Here is a 15,664-nt window from a genome sequence, read left to right as displayed (position 1 = left end):
GTTAGTGGCCTCATTATTTCTGCCGATGTGACCCTTAATGCTCGCCTGGATGAACCGCCTTAACCCACTCATTGCCCTGGCCCAACGCCATCCGGGTATCATTGCGATTTTTGGTTTTTGCTCCGGGGTCGCCAGTTTCTTTTTGGTTAAGCGTCAAGCTGAGTTAGCTCAGGTACTGGCGCTGGTGATGTTGATCAGTTGGGTGTGGCTGGCGCTGGAAAACCTTTTGCGCGAGCAAGTCGCGAAATGGTTTGGCATTGAAATTCCGCAGCCATTGCTGCGCTATGCCACCCAGATGATTCACCAGGAAAGTCTGTTTTTTGTCCTGCCATTCTTTTGGATTACCACAACCTGGAACAGCGGGCAGATGCTGTTTAGTGGTGTGTTAACCCTTGCAGCCTTGGTTTCGATCATTGACCCGCTGTACTACAAATGGCTGGCTGGGCGGCGCTGGCTGTATCTGATTTATCACACCATGACCCTGTTCGCGTTACTGCTGACAGCGCTGCCGATTGTGTTCAAGTTAACCACTGAGGAAAGCTACGAGTTGTCGCTGGCGATTGCCGCGGTGCTGTCATTTCCGAGCTTGATGGGCATCATCACCTACCAGCGCTGGTGGCGTGGTTTGCTGCTGGTTGTCGCGACCTTGGTATTGGCAGGGGCAGGTTGGTTAGCCCGAATTTGGGTGCCGCCTGCAACCTTGTGGCTCAATGAAGTGGCAGTGACTACGCAGTTTGATAATCAGGAGCGTGCGCCGGGTAAAAAGCTGCTTCATCTGAATGTCAGTCAGTTGAGGGGCCAGGGCTTATATGCTTACACCGCAATCAACGCGCCCCGCGGTCTTAATGAGCGGATCTATCACGTGTGGCGGCACAACGGCCATGAAGTCGACCGCATAGCCTTGGATATCCATGGCGGGCGGGAGAAGGGGTATCGGGCCTGGACACACAAACAGAATTTCCCAGAAGACGCCGTGGGCAAGTGGCAGATTCAAGTCCTGACTGAGGTGGGGCAGATGATTGGTGTACTGCGTTTTGAGGTGATGCCCTAAAACTACTGCGCTAGGTATTACGGCGTTAAAAAGCTGCCCACAGCCTCCGGCTGAATGCATTTTGGTATGGCAGCCATCGCTGTGGCAGCCATTGCTGTGGCAGCCATCGCTGCGGCCCCTAGCCTGTAAGACAAGGTCGTCAGAGCAGCACTTTTATGACGTCTCTGACTCGGTAAACACCAAGCGATTGCCGAACGGATCGTGCAGGGTCATATCCCGAGAATCCCAGGGTGTGGTCTCGATGCCCGGTCGGGCGTTGCCATACTGTTTAGCCAATAGCAGTTGCTGGTAAGCATCCAGCTCCGAGGTTTCGATACGCAGTGCCGCGCCCGGGCAGCAATCGCCATGATGTTCCGAAATATGCAGGATGCAGCCATCTTTTGAGACTTGCATATACAGCGGCAAATCCTCACTGAAGCGATGTTCGAAATCGAGGGTGAAGCCAAGGAAGTCGAGATAAAACGCTTTGGCCTTGCTTTCATCAAAGCTACGTAAAATCGGTATTGGCTGCTGCAATTTCATAGCCGCTCCAGGGTGATTATCCAAAGAACCAATAACATACGCTAATGGCCGCAATTACGCCGGCCAGCTCAGCCAGCAAGGCGCAGCCAACGGCGTGGCGCACCCGTTGAATACCTACTGCGCCAAAGTACACAGCGACCACATAAAAGGTCGTTTCGGTGCTGCCTTGAATCGTCGCGGCGATCAGTGCCGGGAAGCTGTCGACGCCCTGGCTTTGCATGGTTTCAATCAGCATGGCGCGCGCTGCGCTGCCAGAAAAGGGTTTGACCAGGGCTGTGGGAAGCGCCTCGACGAACCGCGTGTCCCAACCTGCATAGGTGAGTAACCAGCGGATGCCATCAAGGCCCATATCCAGAGCTCCCGATGCACGTAACACCCCGACTGCACAAAGCATCGCCACCAGATACGGCAGCAGGCTTTTGGCGACATCGAAACCTTCTTTTGCGCCCTCTACAAACTCTTCGTAGACCGCCACTTTTTTGTAAGCGCCCAACACTAGAAACAGGAGCACCACACCAAATAAGGTGAGGTTGCCGACCAGAGATGACAACGCTGCCAATGCGGTTGCAGTCATACCGCCGAGCACCGCCATAAAGCCACCGAGCAGCAGCGCAGCAGGCACCAGATAAGCCAGCACCACAGGGTCCCACACCCGCAACCTTTGCATGACTGCCACAGAAAGCAAGCCGACCAGGCTCGAAGCGCTGGTGGCTAACAATATCGGCAAGAACACCAGTGTCGGATCAGGCGCGCCCTGTTGCGCGCGATACACAAAGATAGTCACGGGCAACAAGGTCAATGAGGATGCATTAAGCACCAGAAACAAGATTTGCGCATTGCTGGCCACGGTTTTGCTCGGGTTGAGCTCTTGCAGTGCGCGCATGGCCTTGAGGCCTATTGGCGTGGCTGCGTTATCCAGGCCGAGGCCGTTAGCGGCAAAGTTCATGGTGATTAAACCGAGGGCAGGGTGGCCCCGTGGTACTTCAGGCATCAAGCGCGCAAACAAGGGACCGAGCATCCGCGCCAAGGCATCGACCAGCCCGGCTTTCTCGGCGATTCGGAGCATGCCTAGCCACAGGGTCAAGGTGCCAAACAGCACGATCATCACTTCGACCGATAACTTGGCCATGGCGAACAGGCTTTCGACCATCGCCGCGAATACCGCAGGATCATCACCTATCAGCCAGCGCGATAAACCGGCGACAGCAGCCACGATAAAAAAACTTAGCCACAGGCCATTGAGCATGCTGGGTCTCCCTTGTTCAGTGCGCGAATGATAACGCGCCTTGAGGGCGACAGGGTCAGCATATTAGAACTTGGTAAGAGAGGGGGTAGCGGCTGGCGCTGTGATCAGCGCCTTAGCCTGCATTGCCGCAGAGCACGGCATGCGCGAGGGTTTAGTACCAGTTTGGATCTTTCTTGAGCTGCTCGTTGAGCATCTCTTTTATGCCTTCATCGGGCTCGCCTAACCACTCTTGAGTGGCGTACTTGCTCGGTGCTTTGTCTTTTGGCAATGCCTCAGGCAGTTGCACATAAAGTGCGTATGCGCTGTCTTTGTCCCAGCTGAAGGCAACATACAAGCGCTGAGTGGCACAGTTTTGTTCTGGGCATATTTGACCTACCAAGAACTTGTCACCATCTTCTTCAAGCGCTTTCATCGGCGGTGCAACACCGTCGAGATTCATGATCCACTCGGGTAAACGCTCTTGATCTTCAACTAGATCCTGCCACGTTTCTTGGTACTGCGGATCAGATTTGAGCAGCTCGTTCAGATGAAATTCGGTATCAGTATCAGCGGCCAAGGCCGCTGCACTACCACCTAACAACAGGGTGGCAGTGAGCGTCTTGAGAACGTTCATAGTGGCTCCTTTTTTCATGTGCTTAATCCTCAGTGCTTGACCTTAAAGGTCAGCCCCGCGGACGACGGCCCATAATGAACGACACAACAAAGAGCACCAGGAACACAATGAATAGGATCTTGGCGATACCTGTTGCAGTGCCTGCGATACCACCGAAGCCCAGGACTGCAGCGACAATGGCGATGATCAGAAAAGTAATTGCCCAGCTTAACATGGCGTATCTCCTTGGTTTTAATGGGTCTTGCGGTACATCAGTTGTTTCAAATCAACCACTTGCAGTTAATACATTGCAGAGGTTGTGCCAGTCTTGGAAAAAAATAAAATCTAATAAAAACAACAACTTAAAAATATAATGTAAGACTTGATGCGTGCATCCTGCATGGTTGGTTTAATCGTTCAGGCTTTTTGCACGATTTAAGTGGAGCGTCCTTGCTCCCCCATCACACAGCGTCGATTACTTCATCGACTGCTTCAGGTTGCGCATGCGGTCATGGCAAGCACGCACTTTTGGCATCTCTACAGCCAGCAGCGCTTTTACATCGGGCTCTGCATCTTCTAGGGCATCTTCAAAGGCATGCAGGATGCGGTCTTCGGCTTCTTCGAGTTGAGCAACGTAAGTCGCCTCTTCATCACTCGATAAGGTGGCACGTGCGTCAGCGTAAACTTCACGCATCTTGCCCATAATGGTGCCGCCGGTTGCTGGCGTTTTATCGTTAGCGGCAACCTTTACGGCCAGCGCTTCGATGATCTGTGTTTTTACGGTTGAAAGGTCACGGAACATGGTCTGCAAACGGACATCTTTAACTTCAGTGATCGCATGCTCGTAAAAGTTTTTACCGTCACGGGTGATTTCGATCAGTTCGTTCAGCTGTGCTGTTTTAGTGCTCATGGTGTATCTCCTTCCATTTGGCAGCTGACCGGATGGCCAGCGCCTAAAATCCGCACCTGTCGGTGCCGAAACTTGAATTAACCTTCGATACGCAGGGCGTCGCCATCAACACCGCGTACACCGCGGATGTCGCGCGCTGTTTCAACTGCAAGGCTCTTGGCCGCAGTGCTCAATACCGTGCCGCTCAACTTGACCACACCATCATTGGTCTCAACGTTGATCGCAAAGGCATCAAGGTTGCGGGTGTAGACGAAACTCGATTTAACTTTGCTGGTAATCCAGGCATCGCTGATTGCCGCGCTGGCATCATTGGCAGCGTTCTGCGCTTCGGTTGCGGTGCTGTCGGCCTGACTAATGCTCAGGTGGTTGAACACCTCACGGACACCTTCAGTGTTGGCTGCCAAACGTCCAGCCAATTCCTTCGCGGCTGGGGTTTGTGCGTTACCGCTCAGGGTTACTGCGCCTTCTTCGGTTTTAACGCTGATATCCAAGCCTTCGGTGTTGGTGTTCCACAACAACTTGGACTTCACCGTAGCGGTGATACCCGCATCATCTAAACGGCTGGCCAAGGCCTGTGAGTCTTTGCCTTTAGGCTTAACTTTGTCGTCGATCTTGAGTTGGTTATCGACTTTTTCAATGCCCTTGATGCTCAGTGCAACCTGCTCAGCAAGGTCGCGTTCAACGCTGCTTTCAACGGTACCGGTTAGAATTGCAGTGCCGTTTTCAACCTCGTTGTCGATGCTGAAAGGGTTGAGGTGGCGGTTAAGTGCCATGGCGGTCCAGATCGAGCCCTCTTGGCGTGCTTCGCTCAGTTGTTGACTGATGTCAGTCTCTGCAGCATTGGCTGCCATCGGAGTCAGGGCAAATATGCCGACTGAAGCCGTTGCCAATACTAGAGTTTTCAACTTATGCATTTTGTTCCTCCACGCTCTGTGTTCATGCAGTCCGCGTTAAGCGGTTGATGGAGGGAATATCGCAAGCGCTGTGCCAGCTTTTATAAAAATATTTAATTGTTTAAAAACAATAACTTAAAGTGCAAATAGACAAGATGCCAGCATGCAGGGTGCAAGATATCGTCATACTTGCCGTGCAACTTGCACGATTTCTTATTGACTAACTTATGCACACATTGGATCGGAGCCATAAATGGACGCAGTTGAAGTAAAAAGCGGTCGAATTTTGTTAGTTGATGATGAGTCGGCAATTCTCCGGACCTTCCGTTACTGCCTTGAGGATGAGGGCTATAGCGTTGCCACTGCCAGCAGTGCTGCACAGGCTGAGTCGTTGCTACAGCGACAGGTGTTTGATGTGTGTTTTCTCGATTTACGCCTGGGTGACGATAACGGTCTGGATGTACTCGCCTTGATGCGCGTGCAGGCGCCGTGGATGCGCGTTGTGATAGTTACCGCGCACTCGGCGATTGATACCGCTGTTGATGCCATGCAAGCGGGCGCAGCTGATTATCTGGTCAAGCCTTGCAGTCCAGAGCAGTTGCGGTTGGCCGCGGCTAAACAGCTGGAGGCCCGGCAGTTGGCTGCACGTCTTGAAACCCTTGAAGGCCAGGTACGCCAACGCAAGACCGAAATAGACTCCAGCAGCCCATCGATGATGGCGGTGTTGGAAACTGCCCGGCAGGTGGCCGTTACCGACGCCAATATTCTGATCCTCGGTGAGTCGGGCACCGGTAAAGGTGAGCTGGCCCGCGCCATTCACGGTTGGAGCCGACGGGTTAAAAAGAATTCGGTGACGATTAACTGCCCGTCCTTGACGGCCGAGTTAATGGAAAGTGAGTTGTTCGGCCATACCAAAGGGGCATTCACCGGGGCCAGCGAGAGCACCCTGGGTCGGGTTAATCAAGCCGATGGCGGCACCCTGTTCCTTGATGAGATTGGTGACTTCCCACTCAGCCTTCAACCCAAGCTGCTGCGCTTTATTCAAGACAAAGAGTACGAGCGTGTGGGGGACCCGGTAACACGTCAGGCCGATGTGCGAATTGTGGCGGCCACCAACCTTAACTTAGATGAAATGGTTCGAGAGGGGCGCTTTCGTGAGGATTTGCTCTATCGGCTTAACGTCATCACCTTGAAGCTGCCAGCATTGCGTGAGCGTACCGAAGATGTGTTGACCTTGGCCGAGCGCTTTCTGGCTCGTTTCGTAAGTGACTACGCCCGACCAGCGCGGGGCTTCAGTGATGAGGCGCTGTCTGTACTCGCCAACTATCCGTGGCCCGGCAATATCCGTGAGTTGCGTAACGTCATTGAGCGCGCGAGCATTATTTGCCAAGAAGAATGGGTGCAGGTCATTCACCTGGGTTTGACCGAAAATAGTAACAATCAAGCGCCGCGTGTTGGTGGTGCAATGAGCCTGGAGCAGTTGGAAAAGAGTCACATTGCTGCCGTAATGGCCAGCAGCGAAACCCTTGACCAGGCCGCCAAATCATTGGGAATTGACGCCTCAACCCTGTATCGCAAACGCAAACAGTACGACCTATGAAGCTGCGCACTCGGCTATTTATCAGTGGCAGTGCGCTACTGACCGTGGCGCTGATTGGCTTGATTCTGGGGATGGTCAGCGTCTGGCAGATCACCCGTGTGCAAAACCAAGCGATGAGTCGCAATCTCGACATCATCGATGCGACCATTGGTTTTCGTCAGGAGATGGGCACACAAGTGATCTTGCTGCTTGAGGATGAGTTGGATCCTCTGGCGATTAGAGATTCCGACATCCGTTTTCGCAGTTGGCTGGCCAAGGCCAAGCGAAATAGTATGAACGCTGAGGACCGTCGGGCGATTGCTGAAATTGCGAGTGCTTATGCGAAGTTCGGCAGATTGCTCGACTCACCCGCAAACGTGCGCCGCAATTTGTTGCATGACGATGAGTTTACCCGGGCCCTGCAAAGTCTTCGTGACCATATCAACATCGTGCAATTGCGTTACGTCGAAGCGGTCCAACATGCCCAGGCAGCGTCTAAAGAGCGCGCCACTGTTGTCACTGCGCTGCTGGGGTTGATCGGCCTTGCCTTGCTGGTCATTGGTTATATAACCGCGCATAGCATCGCCAAACGGGTCGCCCAACCAATTGAGTCGCTGGCCAGTGCCGCTGACCAGATTGGCCAAGGTGATTTACAGGTTTCATTGCCCCAGTCTGCAGTTGCTGAGCTTGCTGCATTGAGTCGGCGCTTTGGTCTGATGGCCGATTCCCTGCGCCAGTTTAATAACAGCAATATTTCCGCGCTGATGGCTGAGCAGCAGCGCCTACAAGCGGTGCTCGACAGCATTGATGACGGCTTGCTGATGTTTGATCGCAATGGATTGCTTGCGCACTACAACCCGGTCGCTGGACGCCAGCTTGACTGGAACAATCAACACATTGGTGAAGGCCTTGATCAGGCCATGCAAAAGCAGGGCTTGGATGAGCAAATACAGCGAGTGCTACAAGGTAAAACCCTCAAGTCTGCCATTGATGATCTGCAGATTGTTGCTCACGGTGAACAGCGGCTGCTGAGCTACAGCCTGACGCCGGTGACACAGGAGCAGGGTGATATTCTCGGGGCCGTGATGGTGCTGCGTGATGTCACTAAGCAGCGCGCCTTTGAGCGTGTACGTAGCGAGTTTGTGCTGCGCGCCTCCCATGAGCTGCGCACCCCAGTGACCGGCATGCACATGGCGTTTGCCCTGCTCCAGGAGCGGCTCAAATTTGATCCGCAATCACGCGAAGCAGACCTGACGCAAACGGTCGACGAGCAAATGCGGCGTCTGGTCGACTTGATTACCGATTTGTTGAATTTCTCACGTTACCAAAGTGGTGTGCAGAAGCTAGAGCTTGCGCCTTGCAACTTGGTTGATTTGGTTAGTCAAACCGAGCAGCGCTTCGCCAGCGAAGCGGCTGAAAAAGGCATTAATTTGTTGTGCGAGGCAGATGATGACTTGCCCGAGGTGCCCCTGGACCGTGGTCAGATTGATCGCGTTCTGGATAACCTCATGGTTAACGCGCTGCGTCATACAGCTGCTGGCGGTGAGATTTTGTTGAATGTCCAGATTGAAGATCAGACCTTGATCATCTGTGTCAAAGACGACGGAGATGGTGTGTTGTTTAGTCAGCAGTCACGAATATTTGAACCCTTCGTGCAAGTTGGCAAACGCAAGGGCGGCGTGGGCCTGGGACTGGCGTTGTGCAAAGAAATCGTGCAACTCCATGGGGGCCATATCAGCCTTGAGTCGAAGCCAGGAGAAGGGGCGCTGTTTTGCATCAACCTGCCGATTATCTCACTGGAAGAATGAACGGCTAAAAAAAAGCCGAATACCCACTGCGGGGGTATTCGGCATCTAGGAAAAATAGCGGCTCATCCTTAAGCCGCAAATCAACTAATGTTCAGCGCAGCACCGGGTCAAACTTAAACCGTCGGCCCAAGGCCAGAGCAACGGTTGAAGCGCAAAGCGACAGCGCAAATGTGCACTTAAGTACAGCACTGCTCTGGGCACCGGAAAATAAATCCAGGAGCAAGACGGTACCGCTCAACAGGGTTAGAACCAGTAATCCCAATGCAGTCTTTGACATAACGCCTCCGGTTGCTACGCACACAAACAAATTTTCGATCAGCGCGCTTTAAGCCGACGCCGAAAATACAATGGTTAAAAGACTTAGAACGGTTAGAACACCCAACGCTGGTTAGCGTCAGCTGTCAGATCCACCAGCGATGGTGTTGGTTGCTCATCAGTATCTGCTGCAGGGGTGTACGCTGCTGTGCGGGTAGCAGAGTTAGCGAATGTCTGATGTTCAAATGTTGGAACTGGCTGGGTTTTGATCTGGGCGGTCTGGTGAGCGCCGGTATCAATTGTTGGAGCTGTGGATGCAACTGCGCCGCTGATTACAACTGCTGCAGCACTTAGCAAGTTCAATACAGTATTCATCGCAGTGGCACCCTATTCGTTTGATATTTTAATGATATAGGGTGCTTTGCAGGTGGCGTGCCAATTAGTTTGCTATTAAAAAGTCTTTATAAATCAACTAGTTATGTATTTTATATGAGTTGCCTAAATTGCAGTCTGCACGATTGCTATTTGCTATCATTGCAAATTGCACGGTCGCCCTTGGTTTTGCCGTATCGCTCAGCTATCACTGGGTGAAGTGCTTGCCTGCAAGGGTAGCGTTACAGCAAAGGTGGAACCTTCACCCTGGGTGCTCTTCACGCTGATCTGGCCCTGATGTGCGGTTATGATTTGCTCAGTAATAAACAAACCAAGGCCCAACCCCTGTGCAGAGTGGTTCGCGTTGACACGTTCAAACTGCTCAAAGATGCGCTGTTGGTCTTGTTCGGAGATGCCAACGCCGTGATCTTGAATCTGCAAATAGGCCTGTTGGGAATCGGCGAAAACACGTACATCAATCGGCTTCTTAGCGCCATAACGCATGGCGTTGGTCAGCAGGTTTATTATGACTTGCTCAAGCCTGAAGGCATCCCAATGGCCGACAATCCCGGGTGTAATTTCAGTGCTGAGCACGCAGCCAGCTTCACTCATTTGCGTGCTGTAGCGTTCAAGTACATGCTCTACTAAAACACCCAGATCAACCTGAGCGGGTCGGATTGATAATTTGCCAGTACGAATGCGTGAAACGTCGAGAATGTCTTCGATCAAGCGAATAAGACTGGTTATTTGTCGCTCGTCGCGGCTCGTCATGGCCTGCAAACGGTCGACGGTAAATGCTTGCATATTGCCATTTGCAAGGTGCATTTTGCGCAGTTGAGTGTCGAGAATCAGGCCATTGAGCGGGGTGCGCAGCTCATGGGAAACGATCGACATAAAGTCATCGCGCATGCGCACGGCAAGCTTGAGTTCTTCCTGAGCGCAACGCAGTTCATTGAGTAGAGTTTCTTGCTCGCGGCGGCTTTGTTCCAGCGCCCTGACCTGAATATTGATGGCTTGGCGTTGACGGTCAAGGTCAACGAATACGGCGACCTTGCTGGTCACCGCCTGTACATCTAAAGGCTTCTGCAGGAAGTCTACAGCGCCGGTCTCATAACCTTTAAAGGCATAGTTGAGTTCACGCCCGGCGGCGCTGACAAAGACGATTGGGATGTTCTTGGTTTTTTCGGTGCCGCGCATCAACTCGGCCAGTTCAAAGCCGTTCATTGCAGGCATCTGCACATCAATGATAGCCAAGGCAAATTCGTGCTGGAGCAACAAGCTCAGTGCTTGTTCACCACTGTTGGCGTGAAAGATCTGTCGCCCATCGCCACGAATCAGGGCGTCGAGGGCCAGCAGGTTTTCTGGGATGTCATCAACAATCAGTAATTTTGTTTCGATCTTGCTTAGCATGCGTGTGCTGCTTCCATTTCAACGAGCAGTGCTCGAATATCCGCCAACCGGGCAACTACATCTGGCTGGTGCAACGCCAGTGCCGCCATCGGCATGGTAGGTACATGTGCATCCTGCGGGTCTTGGACGACGGTAAAACCACCCCGTTGTTTGATTGCCGCCAAGCCTGAAGCCCCATCCTGGTTGGCTCCAGTTAACAAAATACCTGCCAGCCCAGCGCCATAGGCATCAGCTGCCGACTCAAAAAGAAAATCAATTGAGGGGCGGGAAAAATACACCGGCTCCTCACGGCTAAATGAAAAACTGCGGTCTGTTTCAACCGATAAATGATAGCCCGGTGCAGCAAAATACAAAGTGCCAGACTGCAATTGTTCATGGTTTTCCGCTTCTTTAGCCGGTAAACCCAGGCGTCGGCCCAAGACTTCTGCAAGCATGCTTTGGCGGTTGTCTGGCAGGTGAATAACCACGGCGATGGGCAAACTAAAACGAGCAGGCAAGTCGGCAAATATCGTCAACAAGGCGCTGACACCCCCCGCAGATGCGCCCACGACCAGCGCTTGAATAGCGACTGGGTGCGCGGCCAGGGCCCTTTGCCAATTATCTTCTGTCATAGTTTGCGAAAGACCCGCTCGGACCGGCTCAGGGCTTCAAAGCTGCGCGCATAAGCAGAGAAGTCGATGCTTTCCTTACTGCCTAGGCCTAGAAAACCGCGGTGGCACAGCGACTCATGGAACAGGCCGAATGCTCGATCTTGCAGGGGCTTGTTAAAGTAGATCAGCACATTGCGACATGACACTAAATGGGTTTCGGCAAACACGGTGTCAGTGGCGAGGCTGTGGTCTGCGAAGGTGACATTGGCGCGCAATGATTTATCGAAAATAACCCCGTCATAGGCGGCTGTGTAATAGTCCGAAAAGGCCTTGAGTCCGCCCGCTTGTTGGTAATTTTCGGTGTAGCTGCGCATGTTTTCCAGGCTGAAAATGCCACGTTCGGCTCGCTCCAGCGAGACGGGGTTTATGTCAGTCGCATAGATTATTGAGCGCTCAAGCAAACCTTCTTCCTTGAGCAATATGGCCATGGAATAGACTTCCTCCCCCGTGCTGCACCCGGCAATCCAGATTTTCAGGGATGGATAGGTTCGCAGAATTGGCATCACATTCTGGCGCAGGGCCATAAAGTAACTTGGGTCGCGGAACATCTCACTGACTGGAATGGTTAGGTATTGCAGCAACTGCATAAACACACCCGGTTCATGCAGCACTTTTTCTTGCAGTGCAGAAATACTCTGGCAGTTGAACTGGATGAGCGCATGGCGCACGCGGCGCTTGAGCGAAGCCCCGGAGTAGTCGCGAAAATCGTAATTGTATTTGAGGTATATCGCCTCAATCAGCAGGCGCAACTCAATATCGCGGGTACGCTCAGGGGCCATCAAATGCGTTCCAGTTTGGGCATCCATACCCGGATCAAGGAGAACAAACGGTCGAGATCAATCGGCTTGGCCAGATAGTCATTGGCACCGGCGCGCAAGCAACGATCCTGGTCGTCTTTCATGGCTTTGGCGGTCACCGCGATAATTGGCAGTTTGCGCCAGCGTGGGTCTTTGCGAATAATTTCGGTGGCTTCGTAGCCGTCCATTTCCGGCATCATGATGTCCATCAGCACCAGATCGATGTCATCAATCTGGTTGAGCTTTTCAATGGCTTCACGGCCGTTACAACCCACCTCCACCACGGCGCCTTTTTGCTCAAGGGCGCTGGTCAGGGCGAAGATATTGCGCACATCATCATCCACCAGCAGGATGCGCCGCCCTTCAAAGACTTTGTCCCGGTTACGTGCAGTTTTGAGCATGGTTTGACGCTCGGTGGACAATTGCGACTCGACCTTGTGCAAGAACAGCGTCACTTCATCAAGCAGCCGCTCAGGTGAGCGTGCGCCTTTGATGATGATCGACTTGGAGTACTTCATCAGGTCGGCTTCTTCATCGCGCGTCAAGTTGCGACCGGTATAGACAATGACCGGTGGGAAGGCGCGAATATCCTCGGCAGACATGCGTTTGAGCAGTTGGTTGCCCTGCATGTCGGGCAGTTTGAGGTCGATGATCATGCAGTCGAACACTGTGGTGCGCAGCAGCTCCAGAGCTTGCTGACCAAACTCCACGGCGGTGATTTCGATATCGTCATCACCAATCAAGTGAGCAATGCTTTCGCGCTGCAGGGCGTCATCTTCAACGAGCAGCACCCGCTTAACTTGTTGGGAAAGCTTGGCTTCGAGTTTGGCAAAGACCGCTTTCAGGTTTTCACGGGTGGTGGGCTTAACCGCATAACCAATAGCCCCGAGTTGCAAAGCCGCCTCCATACGGTCTTCCACAGAGATCACATGCACTGGGATGTGTCGGGTCATCGGGTTGTTTTTCAGGCGCTGCAGCACGGTTAGACCAGAAGCATCGGGCAGGCGCATGTCGAGCAGAATGCCACGGGGCAACAACTTCGACGCCAGTTCGACACCTTCATCGGCACCGTGGGCGACCAGGCAGCTGTATTCGAGTTCGTGGGCCAGGTCATAGAGGATTTGCGCAAATTTAGGCTCATCTTCAATCACCAGCACGCAGCGACCCGCCTCTGAAACGCGCTCACGGTCATCGGCAAAATGCGGCAGCATCACCGGCGCGGTCACAACCGGAACAGGTATCGAAGGTTGCGCTACGATGCTGGGCTGCGGTGCGGGCGTTGCTTCTGCGCCGGTGCCGGTAATTGCATTGGCAGCCGTTTCGTCATAGGTTTCTGGCAGCAGCAGGGTAAAGGTGCTGCCCGCCCCCGGTGTGCTGGAGATACTGATTGAGCCACCCAGCAAGGCCGCCAGATCACGCGAGATGGACAAGCCCAGCCCGGTGCCACCGTAGCGTCGGTTGATGGCACCATCGGCCTGGCGGAAGGCTTCAAAAATGCTTTGTTGCTGGTCTTCACGAATGCCAATGCCAGAGTCCTGCACGGCGAAGGCAATGCCTGCTCCCGGCTGACGGCTCACGGTAAGTGTGACACAGCCTTTTTCAGTGAACTTGATCGCGTTGGATAGCAGGTTTTTCAGGATCTGTTCAATGCGCTGCTGGTCACTGAACATTGCGTCTGGAACGCCGGCAAGCAGCTCAATGTTGAACTCAAGGTTCTTGTCGTTGGCCAGCGGCTCAAAGACATTTCGCATGCCTTCAATGACACGCTCGATCTTCAACTCATGCAGGCGGACTTCAAGTTTGCCTGCTTCTACTTTGGAGATATCGAGGATGTCATTGATCAGGTTGAGCAGGTCATTGCCGGCCGAGTAGATGGATTCGGCAAACTTGATCTGTTCAGCGCTGAGGTTGCCATGGGGGTTGTCCGCCAGCAGCTTGGCCAGAATCAGCGAGCTGTTAAGTGGCGTACGCAGTTCGTGGGACATATTGGCAAGGAATTCAGACTTGTACAGGCTGGCGCGCTGCAACTCTTGCGCCCGCTCTTCAAGCAGCACTTGCACACGGCCAAGGGAAGTATTGCGCTCATCAAGGGTGTCGCGTTGATCCGCAAGAATCTGTGCTTGATCAGCCAGTTGCTCGTTGGTTTGCTCAAGTTCAGCTTGTTGGGTTTCAAGATGAGCTTGTGATTCTTTGAGTACGCGCGATTGCTCCTCAAGCTCCTCGTTAGCCGTGCGCAGCTCTTCCTGTTGAACTTGCAGTTCCTCGTTGAGCTGCTGGGTTTCTGCGAGCATTTCTTGCAGGCGCTGGCGGTTGCGCACCAGGTCAATCGAGGTGCCAATGGGTTCGGCAATCAACTCAAGGAACTCGATCGCCCGTGGTTCAATCGGTTGTAAAAAGCCGAGTTCAAGTACGCCATTGACTGAGTAACCGTTGGTGATAGGCAGCAAGACAATGCTCACCGGTGCAGTGCTGCCCAAGCCTGAAGTGACTTTCAGGTAAGCATTGGGCAGGTTGTCCAGCTTCAGCAGTTTGTTTTCGCTGGCGGTCTGACCCACCAGAGACTCAGTGCTGCTGAAGTCTTGAGGCGCATTTTCAAGCTCACGACTGAAGCCATAACTGGCGGTGCGGCTGATATCGCCCTGCTCCGAGCGCACATAGAACGCGCCAACGGAGATGTTCAGGTATGACGCCAAGGTATTCAGCGCATTGCGGCCTAACGCCTGCAGGCTGGTCTGCCCCAGGATTTGTTCGGCCAACAGTGTTTGGCCGGTGCGTAGCCATGCCTTCTGCTCTATGACTTCGGTGCTCAGGCGCTGTTGGTCAAGAATCTGAGCATGCTCTGTAGCCAGTCCGAGTAGGTCGCGACGGCCGAAATAGGCGAGCAGAGCACTTAAGGTCAGGCTGCCTAAAATGTATAAAAATACATACAAGGTGACCGAGTCGTTGACCCTCTGGTTACGTACTTGGCGGCGCTGTTGTTCAATTTGAATAAAGTTGTCGTATTCGCTGCGGGTGTTGTCCGTGATGCGCTTGCCGCGTCCGGAGCGCACGGCACTGACAATGTCGGCGCCGTCATCACGCAGTTTGATCATGCCCTTGGCGTAGCTGTCCCAATCATTGTGCAGGGCCTGGATGCGCCTTAAGCGCGCGGTCTGGTCAGGGTTGTCTTTGACCATTTCCTTGAGGTTATCCAGCTCAGCCTTGATCAGAGGCCGGGCTTGCTCATAAGGCTGTAAAAAACTGTCTTCGCCGGTGAGTAAATAACCACGCAAGGAGGTTTCCAGGTCAACCGTCAGCTTGATCGACTGGCTGGCACTGGTAATCACTTGATCGGTGAATTCAACGTTCTTCTGCGCGTTGATCAAGTAGGAGATCAAACCGATAAAAAATACGGCCGTAACCAAACCGATACCAAGCGGCAGCGCGATGTTGCGGCGAACGAGCTGACGAAAACTCTGTTCACTGTTGGGTGCTGGGTTGGTCATGGTTAGCCCTAAAGGTTAAAAGCTCAGATTTTGCAGGAATATGCGCAGATAATGATACTTAAGAACAGTGACAAGTGAGAAAATACAAGAGTTG

15 protein-coding genes are annotated in these 15,664 nt (G+C 53.1%); 3 read left to right on the top strand and 12 right to left on the bottom strand.

Translation table 11 applies throughout. The annotated features are described in order from the left end of the window. Positions 1-37: 37 nt before the first annotated feature. Positions 38-1,051: a DUF5924 family protein gene (locus tag ACIGCM_RS16590; RefSeq protein ID WP_397503168.1), complete on the top strand. Its 1,014-nt coding sequence runs from the start codon at positions 38-40 to the stop codon at positions 1,049-1,051. A 153-nt stretch (positions 1,052-1,204) separates the two neighbouring features. Here ACIGCM_RS16590 and ACIGCM_RS16585 read toward each other — a convergent pair whose 3' ends face one another. The 6 genes from ACIGCM_RS16585 to ACIGCM_RS16560 all read right to left on the bottom strand — a co-directional run bounded on the left by ACIGCM_RS16585 (position 1,205) and on the right by ACIGCM_RS16560 (position 5,235). Continuing rightward, positions 1,205-1,573, bottom strand: a complete 369-nt coding sequence (locus tag ACIGCM_RS16585) for a glyoxalase superfamily protein (RefSeq protein WP_397503167.1) — start codon at positions 1,571-1,573, stop codon at positions 1,205-1,207. Positions 1,574-1,589: 16 nt separating this feature from the next. Beyond that, positions 1,590-2,819 carry a nucleoside recognition domain-containing protein gene (locus tag ACIGCM_RS16580; RefSeq protein WP_397503166.1) on the bottom strand — a complete coding sequence of 410 codons (1,230 nt, stop codon included), beginning with the start codon at positions 2,817-2,819 and terminating at the stop codon, positions 1,590-1,592. 151 nt (positions 2,820-2,970) lie between these two features. Then, positions 2,971-3,432, bottom strand: coding sequence for an inhibitor of vertebrate lysozyme family protein (locus ACIGCM_RS16575; protein WP_397503165.1), 462 nt, complete (start codon positions 3,430-3,432; stop codon positions 2,971-2,973). Between the two features lie 49 nt (positions 3,433-3,481). Then, positions 3,482-3,646, bottom strand: coding sequence for a DUF1328 domain-containing protein (locus ACIGCM_RS16570; RefSeq protein WP_087514897.1), 165 nt, complete (start codon positions 3,644-3,646; stop codon positions 3,482-3,484). A gap of 240 nt (positions 3,647-3,886) precedes the next feature. Then, a complete protein-coding gene (locus tag ACIGCM_RS16565; protein WP_397503164.1) occupies positions 3,887-4,321 on the bottom strand; it encodes a PA2169 family four-helix-bundle protein in 435 nt (144 codons plus the stop codon). Between the two features lie 77 nt (positions 4,322-4,398). Then, entirely contained in the window at positions 4,399-5,235 is an 837-nt protein-coding gene (locus ACIGCM_RS16560; protein WP_397503163.1) for a BON domain-containing protein, read from the bottom strand. A 232-nt stretch (positions 5,236-5,467) separates the two neighbouring features. Here ACIGCM_RS16560 and algB point away from each other — a divergent pair, with 232 nt between their 5' ends. Both algB and ACIGCM_RS16550 read left to right on the top strand, forming a co-directional pair. After that, on the top strand, positions 5,468-6,814 hold the full coding sequence (gene algB / locus ACIGCM_RS16555) for a sigma-54-dependent response regulator transcription factor AlgB (protein WP_397503162.1): 1,347 nt from the start codon (positions 5,468-5,470) through the stop codon (positions 6,812-6,814). Then, entirely contained in the window at positions 6,811-8,601 is a 1,791-nt protein-coding gene (locus ACIGCM_RS16550) for a KinB sensor domain-containing domain (protein WP_397503161.1), read from the top strand. Before algB ends, ACIGCM_RS16550 begins: the two co-directional genes overlap by 4 nt. 91 nt (positions 8,602-8,692) lie before the next feature. On the opposite strand, the gene ACIGCM_RS16545 is transcribed toward ACIGCM_RS16550, so the two are convergent. From ACIGCM_RS16545 to ACIGCM_RS16520, 6 genes are all read right to left on the bottom strand, one after another. Continuing rightward, on the bottom strand, positions 8,693-8,878 hold the full coding sequence (locus ACIGCM_RS16545) for a PA3371 family protein (protein WP_397503160.1): 186 nt from the start codon (positions 8,876-8,878) through the stop codon (positions 8,693-8,695). Positions 8,879-8,970: 92 nt separating this feature from the next. Continuing rightward, positions 8,971-9,231 carry a hypothetical protein gene (locus ACIGCM_RS16540; RefSeq protein ID WP_397503159.1) on the bottom strand — a complete coding sequence of 87 codons (261 nt, stop codon included), beginning with the start codon at positions 9,229-9,231 and terminating at the stop codon, positions 8,971-8,973. A gap of 198 nt (positions 9,232-9,429) precedes the next feature. After that, on the bottom strand, positions 9,430-10,638 hold the full coding sequence (locus tag ACIGCM_RS16535) for an ATP-binding protein (protein ID WP_397503158.1): 1,209 nt from the start codon (positions 10,636-10,638) through the stop codon (positions 9,430-9,432). Continuing rightward, the gene (locus tag ACIGCM_RS16530; RefSeq protein ID WP_397503157.1) at positions 10,632-11,249 is read right to left on the bottom strand and encodes a chemotaxis protein CheB; all 618 of its coding nucleotides are present in this window, start codon (positions 11,247-11,249) and stop codon (positions 10,632-10,634) included. The genes ACIGCM_RS16535 and ACIGCM_RS16530 overlap by 7 nt, the downstream gene beginning before the upstream one ends. Then, the gene (locus ACIGCM_RS16525; protein WP_397503325.1) at positions 11,246-12,067 is read right to left on the bottom strand and encodes a CheR family methyltransferase; all 822 of its coding nucleotides are present in this window, start codon (positions 12,065-12,067) and stop codon (positions 11,246-11,248) included. The genes ACIGCM_RS16530 and ACIGCM_RS16525 overlap by 4 nt, the downstream gene beginning before the upstream one ends. After that, positions 12,067-15,570 carry a response regulator gene (locus ACIGCM_RS16520; protein WP_397503156.1) on the bottom strand — a complete coding sequence of 1,168 codons (3,504 nt, stop codon included), beginning with the start codon at positions 15,568-15,570 and terminating at the stop codon, positions 12,067-12,069. Before ACIGCM_RS16520 ends, ACIGCM_RS16525 begins: the two co-directional genes overlap by 1 nt. Between the last annotated feature and the right edge of the window lie 94 nt (positions 15,571-15,664).

The organism is Pseudomonas sp. NPDC078700 (assembly GCF_044542375.1).
GTDB lineage: Bacteria > Pseudomonadota > Gammaproteobacteria > Pseudomonadales > Pseudomonadaceae > Aquipseudomonas.
This window is presented reverse-complemented; position numbering and strand designations above follow the sequence as displayed.